This window comes from Phaeodactylibacter sp. (assembly GCF_040219495.1).
In the GTDB taxonomy this organism is placed as follows: Bacteria; Bacteroidota; Bacteroidia; order Chitinophagales; family Saprospiraceae; genus Phaeodactylibacter.
Map to the genome: position 1 here is coordinate 18,600 of NZ_JAVJSK010000101.1, position 15,020 is coordinate 33,619.

Annotated in this window: 18 protein-coding genes; 7 read left to right on the forward strand and 11 right to left on the reverse strand. The window is 49.9% G+C overall.

Going from position 1 to position 15,020, the window contains the following annotated elements; translation table 11 throughout:
• The first annotated feature begins 58 nt into the window (after positions 1-58).
• Positions 59-511 carry a D-aminoacyl-tRNA deacylase gene (gene dtd, locus RIC19_RS15665; RefSeq protein ID WP_350179282.1) on the forward strand — a complete coding sequence of 151 codons (453 nt, stop codon included), beginning with the start codon at positions 59-61 and terminating at the stop codon, positions 509-511.
• A 4-nt stretch (positions 512-515) separates the two neighbouring features.
• On the forward strand, positions 516-866 hold the full coding sequence (locus tag RIC19_RS15670; RefSeq protein WP_350179283.1) for a nucleotide pyrophosphohydrolase: 351 nt from the start codon (positions 516-518) through the stop codon (positions 864-866).
• A gap of 1 nt (position 867) precedes the next feature.
• On the opposite strand, the gene RIC19_RS15675 is transcribed toward RIC19_RS15670, so the two are convergent.
• Positions 868-1,662, reverse strand: coding sequence for a DUF481 domain-containing protein (locus RIC19_RS15675; RefSeq protein WP_350179284.1), 795 nt, complete (start codon positions 1,660-1,662; stop codon positions 868-870).
• 206 nt (positions 1,663-1,868) lie between these two features.
• On the opposite strand from RIC19_RS15675, the gene RIC19_RS15680 reads away from it, so the two are divergent.
• Both RIC19_RS15680 and RIC19_RS15685 read left to right on the forward strand, forming a co-directional pair.
• On the forward strand, positions 1,869-1,994 hold the full coding sequence (locus tag RIC19_RS15680; protein WP_350179285.1) for a hypothetical protein: 126 nt from the start codon (positions 1,869-1,871) through the stop codon (positions 1,992-1,994).
• A 197-nt stretch (positions 1,995-2,191) separates the two neighbouring features.
• Positions 2,192-2,884 carry an outer membrane beta-barrel protein gene (locus tag RIC19_RS15685; protein ID WP_350179286.1) on the forward strand — a complete coding sequence of 231 codons (693 nt, stop codon included), beginning with the start codon at positions 2,192-2,194 and terminating at the stop codon, positions 2,882-2,884.
• 328 nt (positions 2,885-3,212) lie between these two features.
• Here RIC19_RS15685 and RIC19_RS15690 read toward each other — a convergent pair whose 3' ends face one another.
• The 10 genes from RIC19_RS15690 to lptC form a co-directional block, all read right to left on the reverse strand.
• A complete protein-coding gene (locus RIC19_RS15690) occupies positions 3,213-3,911 on the reverse strand; it encodes a hypothetical protein (protein WP_350179287.1) in 699 nt (232 codons plus the stop codon).
• A 12-nt stretch (positions 3,912-3,923) separates the two neighbouring features.
• Positions 3,924-4,586 (reverse strand): hypothetical protein, encoded by a 663-nt coding sequence (locus RIC19_RS15695; protein WP_350179288.1) that lies wholly within the window; start codon positions 4,584-4,586, stop codon positions 3,924-3,926.
• Positions 4,587-4,624: 38 nt separating this feature from the next.
• The gene (locus RIC19_RS15700; RefSeq protein ID WP_350179289.1) at positions 4,625-5,338 is read right to left on the reverse strand and encodes a hypothetical protein; all 714 of its coding nucleotides are present in this window, start codon (positions 5,336-5,338) and stop codon (positions 4,625-4,627) included.
• Between the two features lie 11 nt (positions 5,339-5,349).
• Entirely contained in the window at positions 5,350-6,078 is a 729-nt protein-coding gene (locus RIC19_RS15705) for a hypothetical protein (protein WP_350179290.1), read from the reverse strand.
• An 11-nt stretch (positions 6,079-6,089) separates the two neighbouring features.
• Entirely contained in the window at positions 6,090-6,797 is a 708-nt protein-coding gene (locus tag RIC19_RS15710) for a hypothetical protein (RefSeq protein WP_350179291.1), read from the reverse strand.
• Positions 6,798-7,082: 285 nt separating this feature from the next.
• Complete coding sequence (locus tag RIC19_RS15715) at positions 7,083-7,679, reverse strand: hypothetical protein (RefSeq protein WP_350179292.1); 597 nt, start codon at positions 7,677-7,679, stop codon at positions 7,083-7,085.
• The gene (locus RIC19_RS15720; RefSeq protein WP_350179293.1) at positions 7,676-8,239 is read right to left on the reverse strand and encodes an RNA polymerase sigma factor; all 564 of its coding nucleotides are present in this window, start codon (positions 8,237-8,239) and stop codon (positions 7,676-7,678) included. The genes RIC19_RS15715 and RIC19_RS15720 overlap by 4 nt, the downstream gene beginning before the upstream one ends.
• A 72-nt stretch (positions 8,240-8,311) precedes the next feature.
• Positions 8,312-8,977 (reverse strand): DUF2461 domain-containing protein, encoded by a 666-nt coding sequence (locus RIC19_RS15725; RefSeq protein WP_350179294.1) that lies wholly within the window; start codon positions 8,975-8,977, stop codon positions 8,312-8,314.
• 201 nt (positions 8,978-9,178) lie between these two features.
• Positions 9,179-10,441 carry a hemolysin family protein gene (locus RIC19_RS15730; protein WP_350179295.1) on the reverse strand — a complete coding sequence of 421 codons (1,263 nt, stop codon included), beginning with the start codon at positions 10,439-10,441 and terminating at the stop codon, positions 9,179-9,181.
• The gene (gene lptC / locus RIC19_RS15735; protein WP_350179296.1) at positions 10,441-10,998 is read right to left on the reverse strand and encodes an LPS export ABC transporter periplasmic protein LptC; all 558 of its coding nucleotides are present in this window, start codon (positions 10,996-10,998) and stop codon (positions 10,441-10,443) included. The genes RIC19_RS15730 and lptC overlap by 1 nt, the downstream gene beginning before the upstream one ends.
• A 172-nt stretch (positions 10,999-11,170) precedes the next feature.
• Here lptC and RIC19_RS15740 point away from each other — a divergent pair, with 172 nt between their 5' ends.
• The 3 genes from RIC19_RS15740 (at position 11,171) to RIC19_RS15750 (ending at position 14,992) form a co-directional block, all read left to right on the forward strand.
• On the forward strand, positions 11,171-12,409 hold the full coding sequence (locus tag RIC19_RS15740; protein WP_350179297.1) for a peptidase U32 family protein: 1,239 nt from the start codon (positions 11,171-11,173) through the stop codon (positions 12,407-12,409).
• Positions 12,390-12,623 (forward strand): ferredoxin, encoded by a 234-nt coding sequence (locus RIC19_RS15745; RefSeq protein WP_350179298.1) that lies wholly within the window; start codon positions 12,390-12,392, stop codon positions 12,621-12,623. The genes RIC19_RS15740 and RIC19_RS15745 overlap by 20 nt, the downstream gene beginning before the upstream one ends.
• A 323-nt stretch (positions 12,624-12,946) precedes the next feature.
• Positions 12,947-14,992, forward strand: coding sequence for an ATP-binding protein (locus RIC19_RS15750; protein ID WP_350179299.1), 2,046 nt, complete (start codon positions 12,947-12,949; stop codon positions 14,990-14,992).
• Positions 14,993-15,020: the final 28 nt, after the last annotated feature.

Below are 15,020 nucleotides of genomic sequence, written 5' to 3' on the forward strand. Positions count from 1 at the left end.
GAGTCGAACCAGAACTATCCTAAAGGTAGCCTGTTCAAACAAAAACCACACTTAATTTATGCGAATTATACTGCAACGTGTTAGCGAAGCATCTGTAACAGTAGACGAAAAGGTTGTGGGCGAGATTGGGCCCGGGCTTTTATTGTTTGTAGGTATTGAGGACGAGGACACCGACGAAGACCTGGAGTGGCTTGCCAATAAGATTGCCAAAATGCGCATCTTCAGCGATGAGGAAGGCAAGATGAACCACTCGGTCAAAGATGTAGACGGAGGCATTTTGGCGGTCAGCCAGTTTACCCTGCACGCCAGTGTAAAAAAAGGCAACCGCCCTTCCTTTATGGGAGCGGCACGCCCGGAATATGCCATACCGATGTACGAGAAGTTTATCAAAATACTGGAAATCACTTCCGGCCGTACGGTGGAAACCGGTGAGTTTGGTGCGGATATGCAGGTACGCCTGCTCAACGACGGCCCGGTCACCATTTTCATTGACAGCAAAATCCGCGAATAACCCTATGCAAAAAGAACTAACCCTGCGCGAAGCCCAGGCCACCGTAGACGAATGGATTAACACCATCGGCGTGCGCTACTACAATGAGCTGACCAATACCGCCGTGCTTATGGAAGAAGTGGGCGAAATGGCCCGGCTGATGGCCCGCCTGTACGGCGAGCAAAGCTTCAAGCGCCCGGAGGATGCCGAGGCCGCCCCGAAACAACTGGCAGATGAAATGGCCGACGTCCTCTTTGTGCTGATTTGCCTGGCCAATCAGACCGGTGTGGACCTCACCGAAGCGCTACACCAGAACCTCGCCAAAAAGACGAAGCGGGATGCCGACCGGCACGCGAATAATGAGAAGCTGAAGTAAATTACAAAGCAATCTCCAATCCGTTTCTCAGTGCATACATGGTATTAGGCACAGGAATAGGTGGTCGCTCATCATACATCAGCTGGAAGTACGTCCGAAACGCCAGTTTTTCACTGATTTTGAAGGTTAAACTTGTTTCAGAAGAGATCCGGAAGTCGCCAAAGTCAGCCAGATTGGGCTGAAAATAGGTGACGTGGTTGATGTTGAAGGTCTCCGTGATTTGGAATCCTCCAGACAGATAGGTGCTCAGGCGGTGGTCATACAGGAAGACATTCACGCTCCTCTCTTCCGGCACTTCAAAAATATTCGTGGAGGCTTCGTGCTCATACATGTACAGGAGCCCAAAGAACAACTGACTGCTATCCGTACGCAGCAGTTTCACCCTGGGACCGGTACCGGTCAGCACTCTTGCGTCTATTTGTTGGATCTGGTCGTATTGAAACTGCGTGAAGGCTTCCCAGGTCAGCCAGTCATTAGCGAGGTAGTTGTACCGCAGGTGCCCGAAGGCATTGTTGGCAAAATTGCGGGGCACGCTGCCCGGGTCTTCCACATTTCTAAACTGAGTAAGGTTGTAAGCACCCAGCACCATCCAACGGCTTTTGCCTGTATCGTATTCCAGCCTTAGGCGGCTGCCCAGGCTGAGGGTTTGCCCAGCTTTGTTGCGGGTGAGCCCGAAATCCAACCCCGCTTCTGCCAGCCAGCCGTCTTCATTGGTGGAACGGAGCTTTTCGGTATTGACGACCTGGGCAGAAAGGAAAGCAGGCATTAAAAATAAGAGCAAAACACAGTTTCTCATGAGCAGCAGCTTTTTGGATTTGCTGCAAAAGTAAGGAATAGCGTTTAGATTGCTCCCTCCGGATCCTGAACACCCAGGGGATCCTAAAACGCACTCAGCCCGGTAGCTTTTTACCGTCTGCGCGCCCGGTTGACCATGTCTCGGCTCAGCTGTACAAGTAACTCTTTTCGGAAAGTTACGTCTTCGTACAGCTCAATATATAGTTCGTGTTTAAATCGAAATATGCGGTGTCTGGTTCGGGCTTCTGCAATCAGCCTTCGATTGGGGTCGAATACGCGGATGCGGGTATTGTCGATATTAAACTTCAGGCGGAGCAGGGTGCCGTCCCTTAAGACGTAATGTCGCCCAGCCGTTCCCGGTGGCTTGTGATAAATTGGTCACAAAGTTAGCAAGTGCTACGGGGTATACGGTAGATTGAAAAGAATAATTTGAGGAAAGCTCGAAGTAAATCCCCATTCGTTAAAATTGTGCCTCCCCAAATAATTACCACAGCCGACTGTTTATTATTAACAACCAAACTACTCCTGACATGAATAACGCCTCTCTGAAATATATTGCGACCCTCCTCCTTTTCCTGTTTTTTGCGCAATACACTGCTACTGCCCAAAGTAGATTTTCACTAGGCGTCGCTACCGCTCTGGACTTCGTAACAACGTCTAATATTCCCAGATATCAAAGCCTTGGCTACGGAAATCAATTCCAGTTTCGCTACGGTGTCAGGGCAATGGCCAGATTAAACAAGCGGCTAAGTATCGGAATTGCGCTGGACGCCTATAATCGCAGTGAAAACTATGACTGCGTCCATTTTCCTGATCCCGAAGATCCGCCCCGGTCGTCGTACCATATATTCATCAACAATCCCAATTACGAATGTCAATTTAAAAGTGAAGCCACGATCTCTTTCCTGGAGATCCCTTTACTCGTCCAATACGACCTGGTACAAAGGGAAGACCTGTCCATTTTCGTAGAGGCTGGCGTGGGCTACCACATGAGCCACCACCGGAAAACGAAGTTAACCGATCTTCAGACCAATGCTGTCTCTGAAGAGCAAGACAAATCCTTCTTTACTTGGTCGAGGTATACTCCCCGCTTGAGTGTAGGCGTTGCCAAAAACCTGTCCCCAAAACTTACTTTAGCAGGAACACTGCTTTATAAAGCTGATAATTATTCCTTCAATTACAGTACTTGGGGCCTGGGTACTATTTTGTATTATCACCTCTGAGTGCCAAGAAATACACGTTCCCCTTTGTACTTTCAATTTTTTGTAGGTATCGATAATCACATCGTGACTACCGATACCTGCGCTTTTTAGTAATGTATCATTATCACTCTTCGTATACCCAACTTGCCAAAACTGGCCCCTGAGCGGAGAGCGGTGAGAACAAAAAGCTATTCAACGCGATTAGTGTAAAAACAGATCTTAGAAGCGGCCGTAAGAGCATAAGAGCTGTTAGATATAAGTTTTTCATCGCGCGGTGTGTTTTGTTGAGAAAATTGGAGCAGCGGTTTACCCTAATCAGTGAATTTCCTGAAAGCGCTTTCTAATGCAGTCATCGGTAAGCGACAAAAAAGGTAGCTTTCCCCTCCCTGATTTCCAGTGCCGTATTGGTGGTAAAATCATCAAGCCAGGCCCCTTCAAACCGGTCATACTGTCCGATGCTGCCTTCAAAAGTGCAGTGCACCAGCATGCCCCTAACCGTTTCCTGTCCGGGCGAGGTGTAACTGTAGTCTTCGGTTTGTGTAATGGACAATTGACCGTCAGGCTGCTTCAGAAAAGAAGCTTTTGAACGCTCATCCTCGAAAAAATCCGGGTCCCGGTGCGCAAAACTGAGGTCTACTTTTCCAGGCCCCTCTCCGAATGGAAAAGTACTGCCCGGTTCAAACATTTTCTTCAAATGGGCTTCCGACCACAGGGCCTCTTCCCCCGGTGTTGCCCAAAACTCCAGCCCAAATCGGTAAAAATTATTCCAGCCCAACCGTTCTCTGATGTCGACTAAGAGTGCTGGGCCCCGGCTGGTAACTTTGTCCCATTCGTTCCATTGGTAGACAGGGGTGTCCGAACTCAGAAAGCTGCCCAGGCGGTATTCCTGAAGGGTGTAATCGACCTGTCCCGTATCCCGGTATTCAAACTGGGTGTAAACAGGAGAGACATAAACTTCTTCAAAAGTGATCAGGGGTGGTTCCTTTTCACAGTTTGAAGCAAGCGCAGCAATCACAAGTGTGAGCGAAAAGTAGTATAGATTCTTCATGATTAACTTGATTTAGAACAGCCGGAAAGCCAGCCCGACAGATAGCGTAGTGACGTAAACAGTGGGGCCTTCGAAATCTTCAAAATCCTTCCATTGATTGAGCAGCCCCTGATAAGCTTGTGCTTCCAGCCAGCATCCATCGAAGAGCTCAAATGCGCCGGAAAGGTGGAGCCCGAAGTCATGCCCCCTGAGCATCTCTTCACCAAAGCCTCCGCTGCTGAACCGCCCTGATCCAAAGCCCAGGGATTGCCTTAATTCATATGGTCCCCGGGCCTGGGCGGAAAAACTGTACCGTGCTCCCAGTTCAAAGGACCAGGGGCTTTTGATGTCCCAGGTATACTGCCAGAAAGAGAGGTCCACATACCAGGTCTCCAGCCCCTTTATTCTTGCGGACTCTGTTTGTCTGACAGTACGGTCAGGAAAAATATAGGTGCGCTTCGTTTCCACCGCGCTGTTATAATCACCAATTTGCTGGTAGCCCAATTTCAACTTTACCCCGTTGCCGGGGCCGATTTCGACTTTGGACCAGGCTTCTGCCGCCCAGCCCTGACCGATTTTAGCGTCGGTTACGATGGGTGCGACCAGCCTTGGGGTTAGCCCGAAGGAAATAGGCTGGGCAAACAACCCAAATGCTTGCAGAGCAAGTAGTACTGTAATTAGAAATAGTCTTGTCATAACTCTTGGTTTTATGGTGTGCATCTGATGGAGGTGGACTACTCGTATGGCATGAAGAATACGGCTTCCCCGTTTCGTAAATCAATGACAACATCGGTATACGAAACAGCATCTACAGATGGTTGAGGTGCGTATACCCCAATGCCCCCTTCAAAGGTGCAGGTAATGCGTTTGCCTCTGAGCACTTCTTCAGGTGAACTACGATACTGCATTGTGTATTCCTCTATCTTTTTGATGTTCAGCTCGCCGTAAGGTTCATAGAGAAATACTGTTTGGGAAGAAAGAAGAAAGGCAGGGTTACCAATCTGTAACCTCAACATGGCGTTCACTTTTTCAGCTCCCAAGCCAAAGGGGATGCTACGGCCCGGATAGAAAAAGTCCTCAATCATTCCCTGGGTCGGAATTTTACCTAGCTCTAAACCGGGGATTGAAAAGCCAAACCCGAAAATACTTTCGGTAAGCGGCGACCCGAAACGCATATCCGATAATCCCGTTTGAAAATAGTAGATGCCGTTGATATCTTCAAGTTCATTGCGCCAGGTGAGGTAATGGTAGCCGGTATCACGGAAGTCGGATACCCATATGGAATCTCCCAGCGTATAATCCACATATTGATAGTCTTTGAATATCGTATCCTTGACTTCAAACCGGAAATAAAAGGGAGCTTTCTGCTGAGCAACCCGGACCTCCACCGTGGGTTTCTGGCAGGAAACGATAAATAGAACCGACAGGAATAGTATTATTTGTTTCATTGTGCTAAGATTTAAAAAATGCGGGCAGAAAGACCTAGGGAGAATGAGGTGATGTGCAGCGCCTCCAGATCATTATAATTGTTACTCCATCGGTTGAGCAAACCTTGGTAAATACGGGTCTCTGCCACTAAGCCTTTGATAAGCCTATACCTTAGTGCAATAGTCAGCCCCAAGTCGTAAAGATTCAGCTGCTCCTCATTTAGGGTGTAGGCGAAACCGGTCCGAGCTCTGGTTTGATAATTTTGGTCTATATCAACATTCAGAGAGTTCGCGAACGGATCTGTCGAGATTCGATAAACGCGGTACCGCTCATGGCTTTGCTGATAACCTTCTGAGCTAATTAGCCTGGAAAAACGAATACCCGTCCCAACCGACCATCGGCTATCAGTAAGCCGATACTCATGGCTTAAAGTCGCTGAGAAGAATGTCATGCCGTTAAGTTCCAAACTTTCGGTATGACGCCAGTATTCATAAGGGTTAATGATTTCATTGATCGTGACCAAGCCACGCTGATAACCACTGAAATGCTGGTAGCCCAGCGAAAACTCTAGACTGCTTTGGGTGGAAAGTGGAAGTGCCACCCACGCTGCAGCTCCTGAGCCTTGCCCAAATTGCAGCCAATGGACCACCGGAGCATGTACCTGAAGGCGCAGCCCTGCACTAGGTTCTTTTTGGGCAAAGCTGGAATTAGGCAGAATAAAGCTCCATATTACGGACAGCAGGAATAGATGTTTTTCCATCATTCACGGTTTTACAGCCGATAGTGAATCCCTATCAGGAGGTTAGAAAAATGAAAATTGTCGAACCAAAATGTATCTGTGGGGGGCTGAAGTGCGCCTTGCAGAGCGGGGCTGTCAAGCAAGCGTTCGGCTGACCGGGCGTCCAGATTCAGGTATTCACCACTCCGGGAAGTGAACAACTCATAGTTGAAGGATACCGCAATGCGGGCGGTAGGCCAGTAGGTATAGCTTAGGCGCCAGGCTTCTGCAATAGCGGTTTGCCAGTCGTAGCTGAAGCGTTGTGCGTACCCTGTGTTGTCATGTACTTGCACCGATTGAGTGTAAGTAAGTAATCCCATGCGGTATTCCAGCCCCAGGTCCCCCTGCCCTATCCGTACCTGAAGCCTTGGCCCTGCGGTCAGGTGCAATGCTGGCAGACGAAACTCCAGGTCATAAACGCCCACCCCCGAATTGAGCCCAGCCAGTTGGCTGTACCGGGCAGTCTGATAGCTAAAAGCGCCCTCCATGCTTAGCCACGACAATAACCGGTAGGAGGTGCGTGCCGCAACGGGTACTGCATCTCCAAGATGATCATTGCTAAAGTGGGGGCATTCCGGGCAGCTTACCCTGAAGTTGAGCCCGGTTTCCAGCCCTACTGTCCAGCGGGATAGGGCTGCTTCCTGGCTGAAACCGATCCCGGATAATAGAAAGAAGTAAAACAGCAATTGGTATCTTTTCATTTCAGGTCATGTTTAGTACGGGATACTAGTACACTGTGTAATAAATTTTTAAGCATTTTGAAGGGCTCTTTTTCCCTCACTCATCGTTGCGTGCTCGCCTTCGTAGCTTAGGCTACGAGGCTCCGCAGCGCCTTGATTGAGACAAAAATACCCTCGTTCAAAATACTCACTAACTTAATACACAGTGTACTAGTGGATTGAGCCGTAAATTTTTGACAGTTAAAGGCCACGCACCCGAGAAGGCTTAAGCGTGGAAATACTATCAATTAATTCGGTCTAGTCGCACTAGTAGCTTTCAAAAATTTCCGGGAACAGGGCTTTTCGGTTGCGCTTTCTTTTGAACCCAACTTCCATGGGCTCTTGCTTTACGGTCGTTGGCATCAGAACTTTTGGCAGCTGCCGTGCGGGTAACAATGGGAGTTCCGGAGGAAGTACCCGTTTTACTGCAGGCAAGCCAGGGTCATAGTTAGCTACGATACGAAAGGGTGTAACCGGGATGGTCCGAACTGGGGCTATGTAAGTTATGACCGGATTGAGGTTGTTTTCCCGCTCCGGTATTTCTGAAAGGGTTGAATCGTTCTCCCTGTCTTTATCAGGCTGAATGTCCTCCTTTCCGGTGCTTACCGGCAAGCTACCCTGCAATGAAGGCGGCGCCGGTCGGCTCAACATCCACCACATCCCCCCTGCCAGTATCAAGCCGGCCGGCAGCAGCCATTTCCAGGCACTCGCCCACCAATTTCCAGCCTTGTTACCTGCGGCAGTCGGAGTGCTGTCCAGGAGCAGCTCCATACCCGCCCAGGCTGCCGGGTCATACTCAAACCCGTGCGTCTCGACCACCCGGCGCACTTCTGCTTCCCAAGGTTGTTGTGCTTCGTCTTTCATGCCGACTGATCGTTGTTTAAATAATCTTGTTCCAGCGCAGCCTGCAGCAGTTGACGCGCCTTGCGCAGGCGCCATTTACTGGTATCGGTAGTGATGCCGATCATGGCTGCAATGTCTTTGTGTTGGTAGCCATCTATGACGTACAGGCTGAATACTACCCTCAGGTAATCGGGCAGTTGTTGTATGCAGCGGAAGATATCGGCTGCCTCAAGCTGTCCCTCAATACGGCTGTCAATGGCGGCCCGCTCTGGCACTTCCATACGGTAGCGCTCCCGGTAGCGTTGCTCCATGCGCAGGTGGTCCATCGTCACCCGGAAGGTAATGGTAGACATCCACCCCGCAAAGCTGCCGGAATCGGTGTAGTCTGGCAGGCTCCGGAAAATCTGAAGGAATGCCTGATTGAGCAAATCTTTAGCTTCTGCACGGTTGCCTGTATAGCGCATGGGGATACCCAATAGCTTGCCATAGTACTTTTGGTACAACGCTTGCTGCGCCCGCCGGTCGCCCTTCAGGCAGGCTTGCCGCAGCTCTTCGTCCGTACTGTTAGCACTGATTGGCATAGGTGGCTGTTTTACCTATACTATCGGTTGGCCATAGAAAAAGGTGAGTGAGAAAGTGAATTTTTTTGAAAATTATTCAATCGGCACCCCATTCTCATCCGTTGTCAGCACCTCGCTCATGTAATCGAAGAAAGGGCGCATGGCTTTGAATACCCCGCTGAGCTTTTGAACGAACCCTGCAGCCATGACTTCCTCATCGGTAAAGGTATGGGTGAGCAAAAACTGCTTGTACCGCAGCAGGTCAATGGCTGGGTGGTCTTTTGGGAAGCCCCGGGGTGCTGTCTTCAGCTGATCGCCTTCCAGCCCATTGAAATGGGTTTGAATATCCGGGTGTTGAAGCACTTCGCGCATATCTTCAGCATGATGGGCAATTTCGGTCCGGATGCGCTTAAGGTCATCGGTATTGGGGCCCCAGAAGCCACCACCCGCAAAAGAGCCGCCGGGTGAAAGGTGGAAGTAGTAGCCGCCCCGCCGCCATTTGGTAGCCCGCACCATACCCCCGCTGAAGTGGGGCTTGTAGGGCGATTTGTCCTTAGAGAACCGGACATCGCGGTAGATGCGGAACAGCTTGAGGTTTTCGATTTCGTCGTGGTGAGAGACCTCGTCCTGCAGAGTATTGGCAAAAGCTTTAAATTCCTTGTGCGCGGTTTGGTAACGGGGTTTGTGTGTATTGAACCAATCCCGGTTATTGTTGGCTTTTAGCTCCCGCAAAAACGCAAAGGTGGGCGGCGTGATCATAGCTGCACTTGTTTTTAGAGCGTGTTGGGACTTTTGTCTTCTAGTCGAAAACTAACAGTTTTTTGGTTAGACGAGGTACGAAAACCGGAGTTTAGCCTTAGCTAAATAGCCTGTCCCGCAGTTTGCGGGAAGGATTTTCGGGACGAAGTATAAGCAAAAAAGTGTAGTTTGCAGACCGATTACTAAAGTCCAAACACGCTCTTAATCCAAAGATAAAGGTTCTTCCCGGATCATCCGGATGGTTTCGATCTTGGTATCGCTCACCAGCTCCAGTACAAACTTGTAGCCGCTAAAGCACAGCTCTGCATTCTGCTCTGGTATCGTACCTGTCTGTGTGACAATATAACCGGACAAGGTGTGGTAGTCGCCTTCCGGCAAATCCAAAGCGTATTTCTCGTTCAGGTAGTCCACTTCCAGGCGGCCGGAGAAGATGTACTCCTGCCCTTCCTCAATGACCCGCTCCACATGCTCTTCCTGATCGTGCTCGTCTTCAATCTCGCCAAAAAGCTCTTCCAGGATATCCTCCATGGTTATGAGCCCGGAAATCCCCCCGAATTCATCCACTACCATAGCGATATTGATGCGGTCGCGTATAAAACGGCTCAGCAGATCAGCTACGGGCATTGCCTCCGGTACATAGGGCAAATCCATAATCACCCGGCTAACGGATTTCGGCCGTTTGAGAAGTTGCTGATGGTGCACATACCCCAGCACGTTGTCAATATCCTGATTGGTCACAATAATACGGGAAAGCTTGGTCTCGCGAAAGAGCTGCTCCAGCTCTTCCACGGTGGCCGAAACGTCAATATTTTCAATTTCAGGGCGGGGGATCATGCACTCGCGTACGCGTACACCCCTCAGGTTTAGTGCTTTGCCAAAGAGCTCCTTGTCAATGTCCTCTTCTTCATCTCCCTGTGCCCCTTGTATGAAATGCTCCAGGTCCAGGCGGGTAAAGGCACGGTCAACCTGCTCCTCTGGAGTGCGCAGCAGGCGCAGCAGTTGGTTGGAGAGTTTGGTCATTAGCCAGGAGGGCGCGAGCAACAGCCACTTGAGCAATTGCAGGGGTACCGCGAGGAAGTAGAGCACCTGATCTGCAAAAAGCCGGAAAAGGGTTTTGGGCAAAAACTCCCCGAAAATGAGTACGACAACGGTAATGATCAGGGTCTCCAGCAGTAATAACATCAGATGCCGCTCATTAAGAAAAGGGAGCCAATCCAGCAGGTAAGGCTCGATAAGCTTGGTCATTAAAGTGGTGAAGAGCACAAGCGCGATGTTGTTGCCTACCAGCATCGTGCCCAGAAAGCTGGCCGGGTCATCGTAAAACCTGGAGAGGATCCGGCCCCGGCGGGCGTTCTTCTTTTTCTTGAGCTCTACCCGCAGCTTGTTCGCAGAAACGAAGGCAATTTCAGTACCTGAAAAAAGGGCTGATAGCACCAGGGATAATATGATCAGCGCAAGCAGCATTATGGATTATCCTGTTTTTCGGGGTTATCCACCTTGATACGGCCTTCTATAGCATTGATACGGGAGTAGGAAAAATCCTGATTGGCTTCAAAGCCATGCCCATAAATGACTTCGTCCGGGCGGGTGATGACGACAAATTTGTTGGAGTAAATTTTCTCCCGGCGTTCGTCCCAAAACAGTTCCTCGGTCTCCAGGGTGTCGCCTTCCACACTTTTCCACACCACGCTGTCGCGCACCACCACTTCTTTTTTGTTCTGCCGCCGCAATCCATACAGGGCTGTCAGTTGGCTGGTTACTTCCCCGTCTGGCCCAAAAAACTCCACATTAACACCGTCAGGGAACTCCTGCTCCGGCTCTGCACGGTCGAGGTGGTAGAGCATTGTCGGGCCAGTGACCCGCACGCGTACCTGTGCCGAGTCGCTGTAGAGGATCTCCACCTCCTTAGCTGTTTCCACATCGATGCGCAGCTGTTCGTTGAGCGCTTCGATTTCTGCAAGGTCGTTTTTACAACCCGCCACAAGCAGCAAAACCATACTTACCCAAAAGGCTCTAATCATAAGTGCGATTTGATATCATAGTACAAATATAGGAGCTTCTGCTTCATGATACAGATTTAGCGCCCGCTAGTTGCTTAATACAAGGTTAATATCGGTCTGTTGTGCATGACAAATGTCACTTGCTGTCCGGCAGTTCCCCCCGATCTTTACTGGCTGAAAATGCTACCGGAGAATGCAAAAACTGGAATTGCTGGCCCCCGCCGGGGCTTTTGAGAGCCTGACTGCTGCGATAGACGCTGGCGCAGATGCGGTTTACTTCGGGGTGGAGCAGCTGAATATGCGTGCCCGCTCTGCCAACAACTTTACGCTGGAAGACCTGCCGGAGGTGAGCCGCCTGTGCCGGGCTGCCGGGGTGCGTTCCTATATCACGCTCAATACCGTACTCTACGACCACGATCTGCCGATGATGCGCCGTATCGTAGCCGCCGCAGCCGAGCATCTGATCGACGCCGTCATCGCTATGGAACCGGGCGTAATGCAGTATGCCCGCGAGCTGGGCGTGGATGTCCATCTGTCTACTCAGGCCAATATCACTAATGTGGAGGCTGTCAAATTTTACGCGCAGTTTGCAGAGGTCATGGTGCTTTCCCGTGAGCTGACGTTGTCTCAGGTTGCGCACATTTGCCGGGCCATTGAACAGCAGAATATTTGCGGGCCTTCCGGGCAGCCGGTAAAAATCGAGGCCTTTGTGCATGGTGCGCTTTGCATGGCCGTTTCCGGCAAATGTTACCTCAGCTTGCACACCCACAACTCCTCTGCCAACCGGGGTGCCTGCAAGCAAAACTGCCGCCGCACGTATATCGTAAAGGATGAAGAAGGGCACGAGCTGCTCATCGATAACGAATACATCATGTCGCCCAAAGATCTGAATACCATCGGTTTTCTCGATAAGCTGGCAGAGGCAGGCGTAGGTGTTTTCAAAATAGAAGGGCGCAGCAAAGGACCGGAATACGTGTACGAAGTGACCCGTTGCTACAGGGAAGCGCTGGACGCTATACAGGACGGCACCTTCAGCAGCACAAAAGTAGATGCATGGATGGAGCGCCTCGAACAGGTTTACAACCGGGGCTTCTGGGGCGGCTACTATCTGGGGCAGAAGATGGGCGAATGGACGGATGCACCGGGCTCTGTGGCCAAAGAACGCAAAGTCTTCCTGGGTACGGGTATCAAATACTTTAGCGGTATTGGCATCGGTGAATTCAAGCTGCAATCTGGTGATTTGCAGTTGGGCGACGAGGTGATCATCACAGGCCCTACTACTGGTTATCTGCGCACCAAAGTCACCTCCCTGCACCTGGAAGAGCAGCCCGTGCAGGCTATAACCCGGCGGGGGGCACACTTCTCTATGCCGGTTGGTGAAAAAATCCGCCCATCCGATAAATTGTACAAAGTTGAGCCAAATACAAATTAGCTTCCTGCGGCACAAATGCATTGGGTGCAATGCCTGCATAGAGGCAGCGCCCGAACACTGGGTCATCTCCAAAACAGATGGCAAGAGCTACCTACGCAAGAGCCGGCAGCGGGGGCAGTACTACCTTAAGGAGGTCAACTGGCTGGAGTACGATGCTAATGCCCGCGCTGCCGACAACTGCCCGGTGAAGATTATCAGGTTAAAAGAGGTGTGAAATCACCGGATTTTTGCATTTTTGAGAATCAATTTGCTTGTTTTTGAGAAACTTTCGATTTAATATTTTGTATCTTGAGAAGTGCTTATGAAGCAGCCGTCTTTTTTAAGTTCTGATGGCTGCAAAAAAGCCATAGTGAAAATACTCCCAACCTATTTTCAATCCATTTTTCAGTAAAGCGAAGCATAGAGGACACGATATTTGCTTTAATTTCTGTAGTGAGCATTGTTCACTATAGCACAGGCAAATAAGGCGGTGTGCTTTTTTTTGACAATTGCCGGCATGAGTCAGGCAACAGCTCAAAATGCGTAATGATTGATAGGATGAAACAGTACCTCCTTGCCAAGAAGTATATACTATTGTTTCTGGTCTTATTGCAAGGCTCGGGGGGAGTAGTATTTGGGGCAGTCCCTGCTTCTGATTCACTGGAGGTAAAATTGGAACAGGCCGGCTCAGAAGAAGAACGGATCAACCTCTTGTTTGAAGCTGCAGAACTTCAACTCCGCACCAATAGTAAGGAAGCTATAGCTCTTACCCGGCGGGTACTGGAGTTGTCAGGAAAGGACCGGGACACGAGCCGGGCAAAAGCTTACAAGTTCTTACAACAAGCTTATCTTTATCAGGGGCAGCTAGACCAGGGATTATTGTACAATGACTCTCTGATGTATCTGTATTCGTGGCAGGAAAACCATAAGGAGCAAGCCTGGGGGTTGCGGTCCCGGGGTTATATCTTTTTGCTGCAGGGGGAATACAATCAGGCCTACGAAGCCTTGCTGGGCGCACTCGATGCCAACCGAAAAGACTATGACCGGGTGATGGAATTTGATATTAAGATTCTGTTGGCAGATGTACTGACTAATCTACGGGAATTTAAGGATACGGACTCTCTATATCGCATCTCTATTGCAGTGTTGGATTCTCTCAACCGGCCCAATGGGGTCGCATTTGGGCATATTCACCGTGGTATCGGGCTTCAACTACAAGATAAGCACGAGCAGGCATTACATGTCTTTCGGGAAGGCAAACAATACGCAGAAGAAAAAGGAATAAGCTATGCGAGGTTTTCAGCTGAAATCAATATGGGGTGGTCTTTTGCCAAGTTGGAGCAGGCAGACAGTGCGTTGTATTACTGCAGCCGCGGGCTGAAAGAATATACAAAGTTCGGGGATACCTACGGGCAGGCGCATTGCTGCAAATGTATAGGGTATGCCTATTTTACAGAAGGGCTTTTGGACAAGGCAGCGCCCGAATTGTTGAAGGCACTGGAGCTGTATACCGAAATTGGGGTTTCTGAAGGACAAAACGAAGTGCTTGAAACCCTTGCCACACTCTATGAAAAAAAAGGCAATATGGCCAAAGCACTGCAGTACCACAAAGCTTTCAAATCCCTCAGCGACTCTCTGCTCAGCATCGATCGCTCCCGTCAGATCACTTTTTTACAAACACAATTCGACGTAGCGGAGCATAAAAGATCAAATGCCCGCCTGCAGGAAAAACTGCACATTCAGAATAAACTGAGCAATCAGTACATGGGTTTGTGGCTGCTGGCCCTGGGCTTGCTGGCCGCCCTGTTTTTTCTCTACCGCCTTAAGTCGCAAAGCAATAAGCGCCTGGAAACAGAAGTCAGTGCCCGTACCCGGGAGCTCCGGAATTCCAACGAACAACTTCAGCTGGCCAATCAGGAACTCCGGCAGTTCGCCTACATCACTTCGCATGATATGAAGGAGCCTGTGCGAAATATCAGCCGCTTCGCCACGCTCATTCAGCGGCGCCTCCAAAAAGGGGAGACCGAGAATATTGAAGAATTCCTGCAGTACATTTCCAGAGGAGCGCTTCAGCTTGATGAACTCATCAAAGATGTCTACAGCTTTACTCAACTGGATGAGCTCCACAGGCAATACACCAATGTAGGGCTGGGCGAAATCATAGGCACCATCAAAACAGATTTGGATTCGCTGATCAGAGAGAAAAATGGTACGCTAGCTTTTGAGGATCATGCGCTTTATGTGCCAGAGAAGCCCTTGAAAATTGTACTGAAAAACTTGTTGGAGAACGCCTGGAAATACAATGAAAACGAAGAGGCTGTGGTTCAGCTAAGCTGTACGGAAAGTACCACGCACTACACTTTTCGGATGGAAGACAACGGTATTGGCATCCCAAAGGAGTATGACGAGTACGTATTCAAAATGTTCAAACGCCTGAACGACCGGGAGCAGTATACAGGTAGTGGACTGGGCTTGTCTATTGTCAAAAAGCTGGTACAAAAAATGGGCGGTAATATCCGTATCGAGCGTCCCGGCCTAGATGGCAGGGGTATTGCGATGGTGTTTACCATTCAAAAGCAAAATTCGGTACAGCATCAAATCTGAGGTAAGGCATCCGCACCTGTTGGCCAGA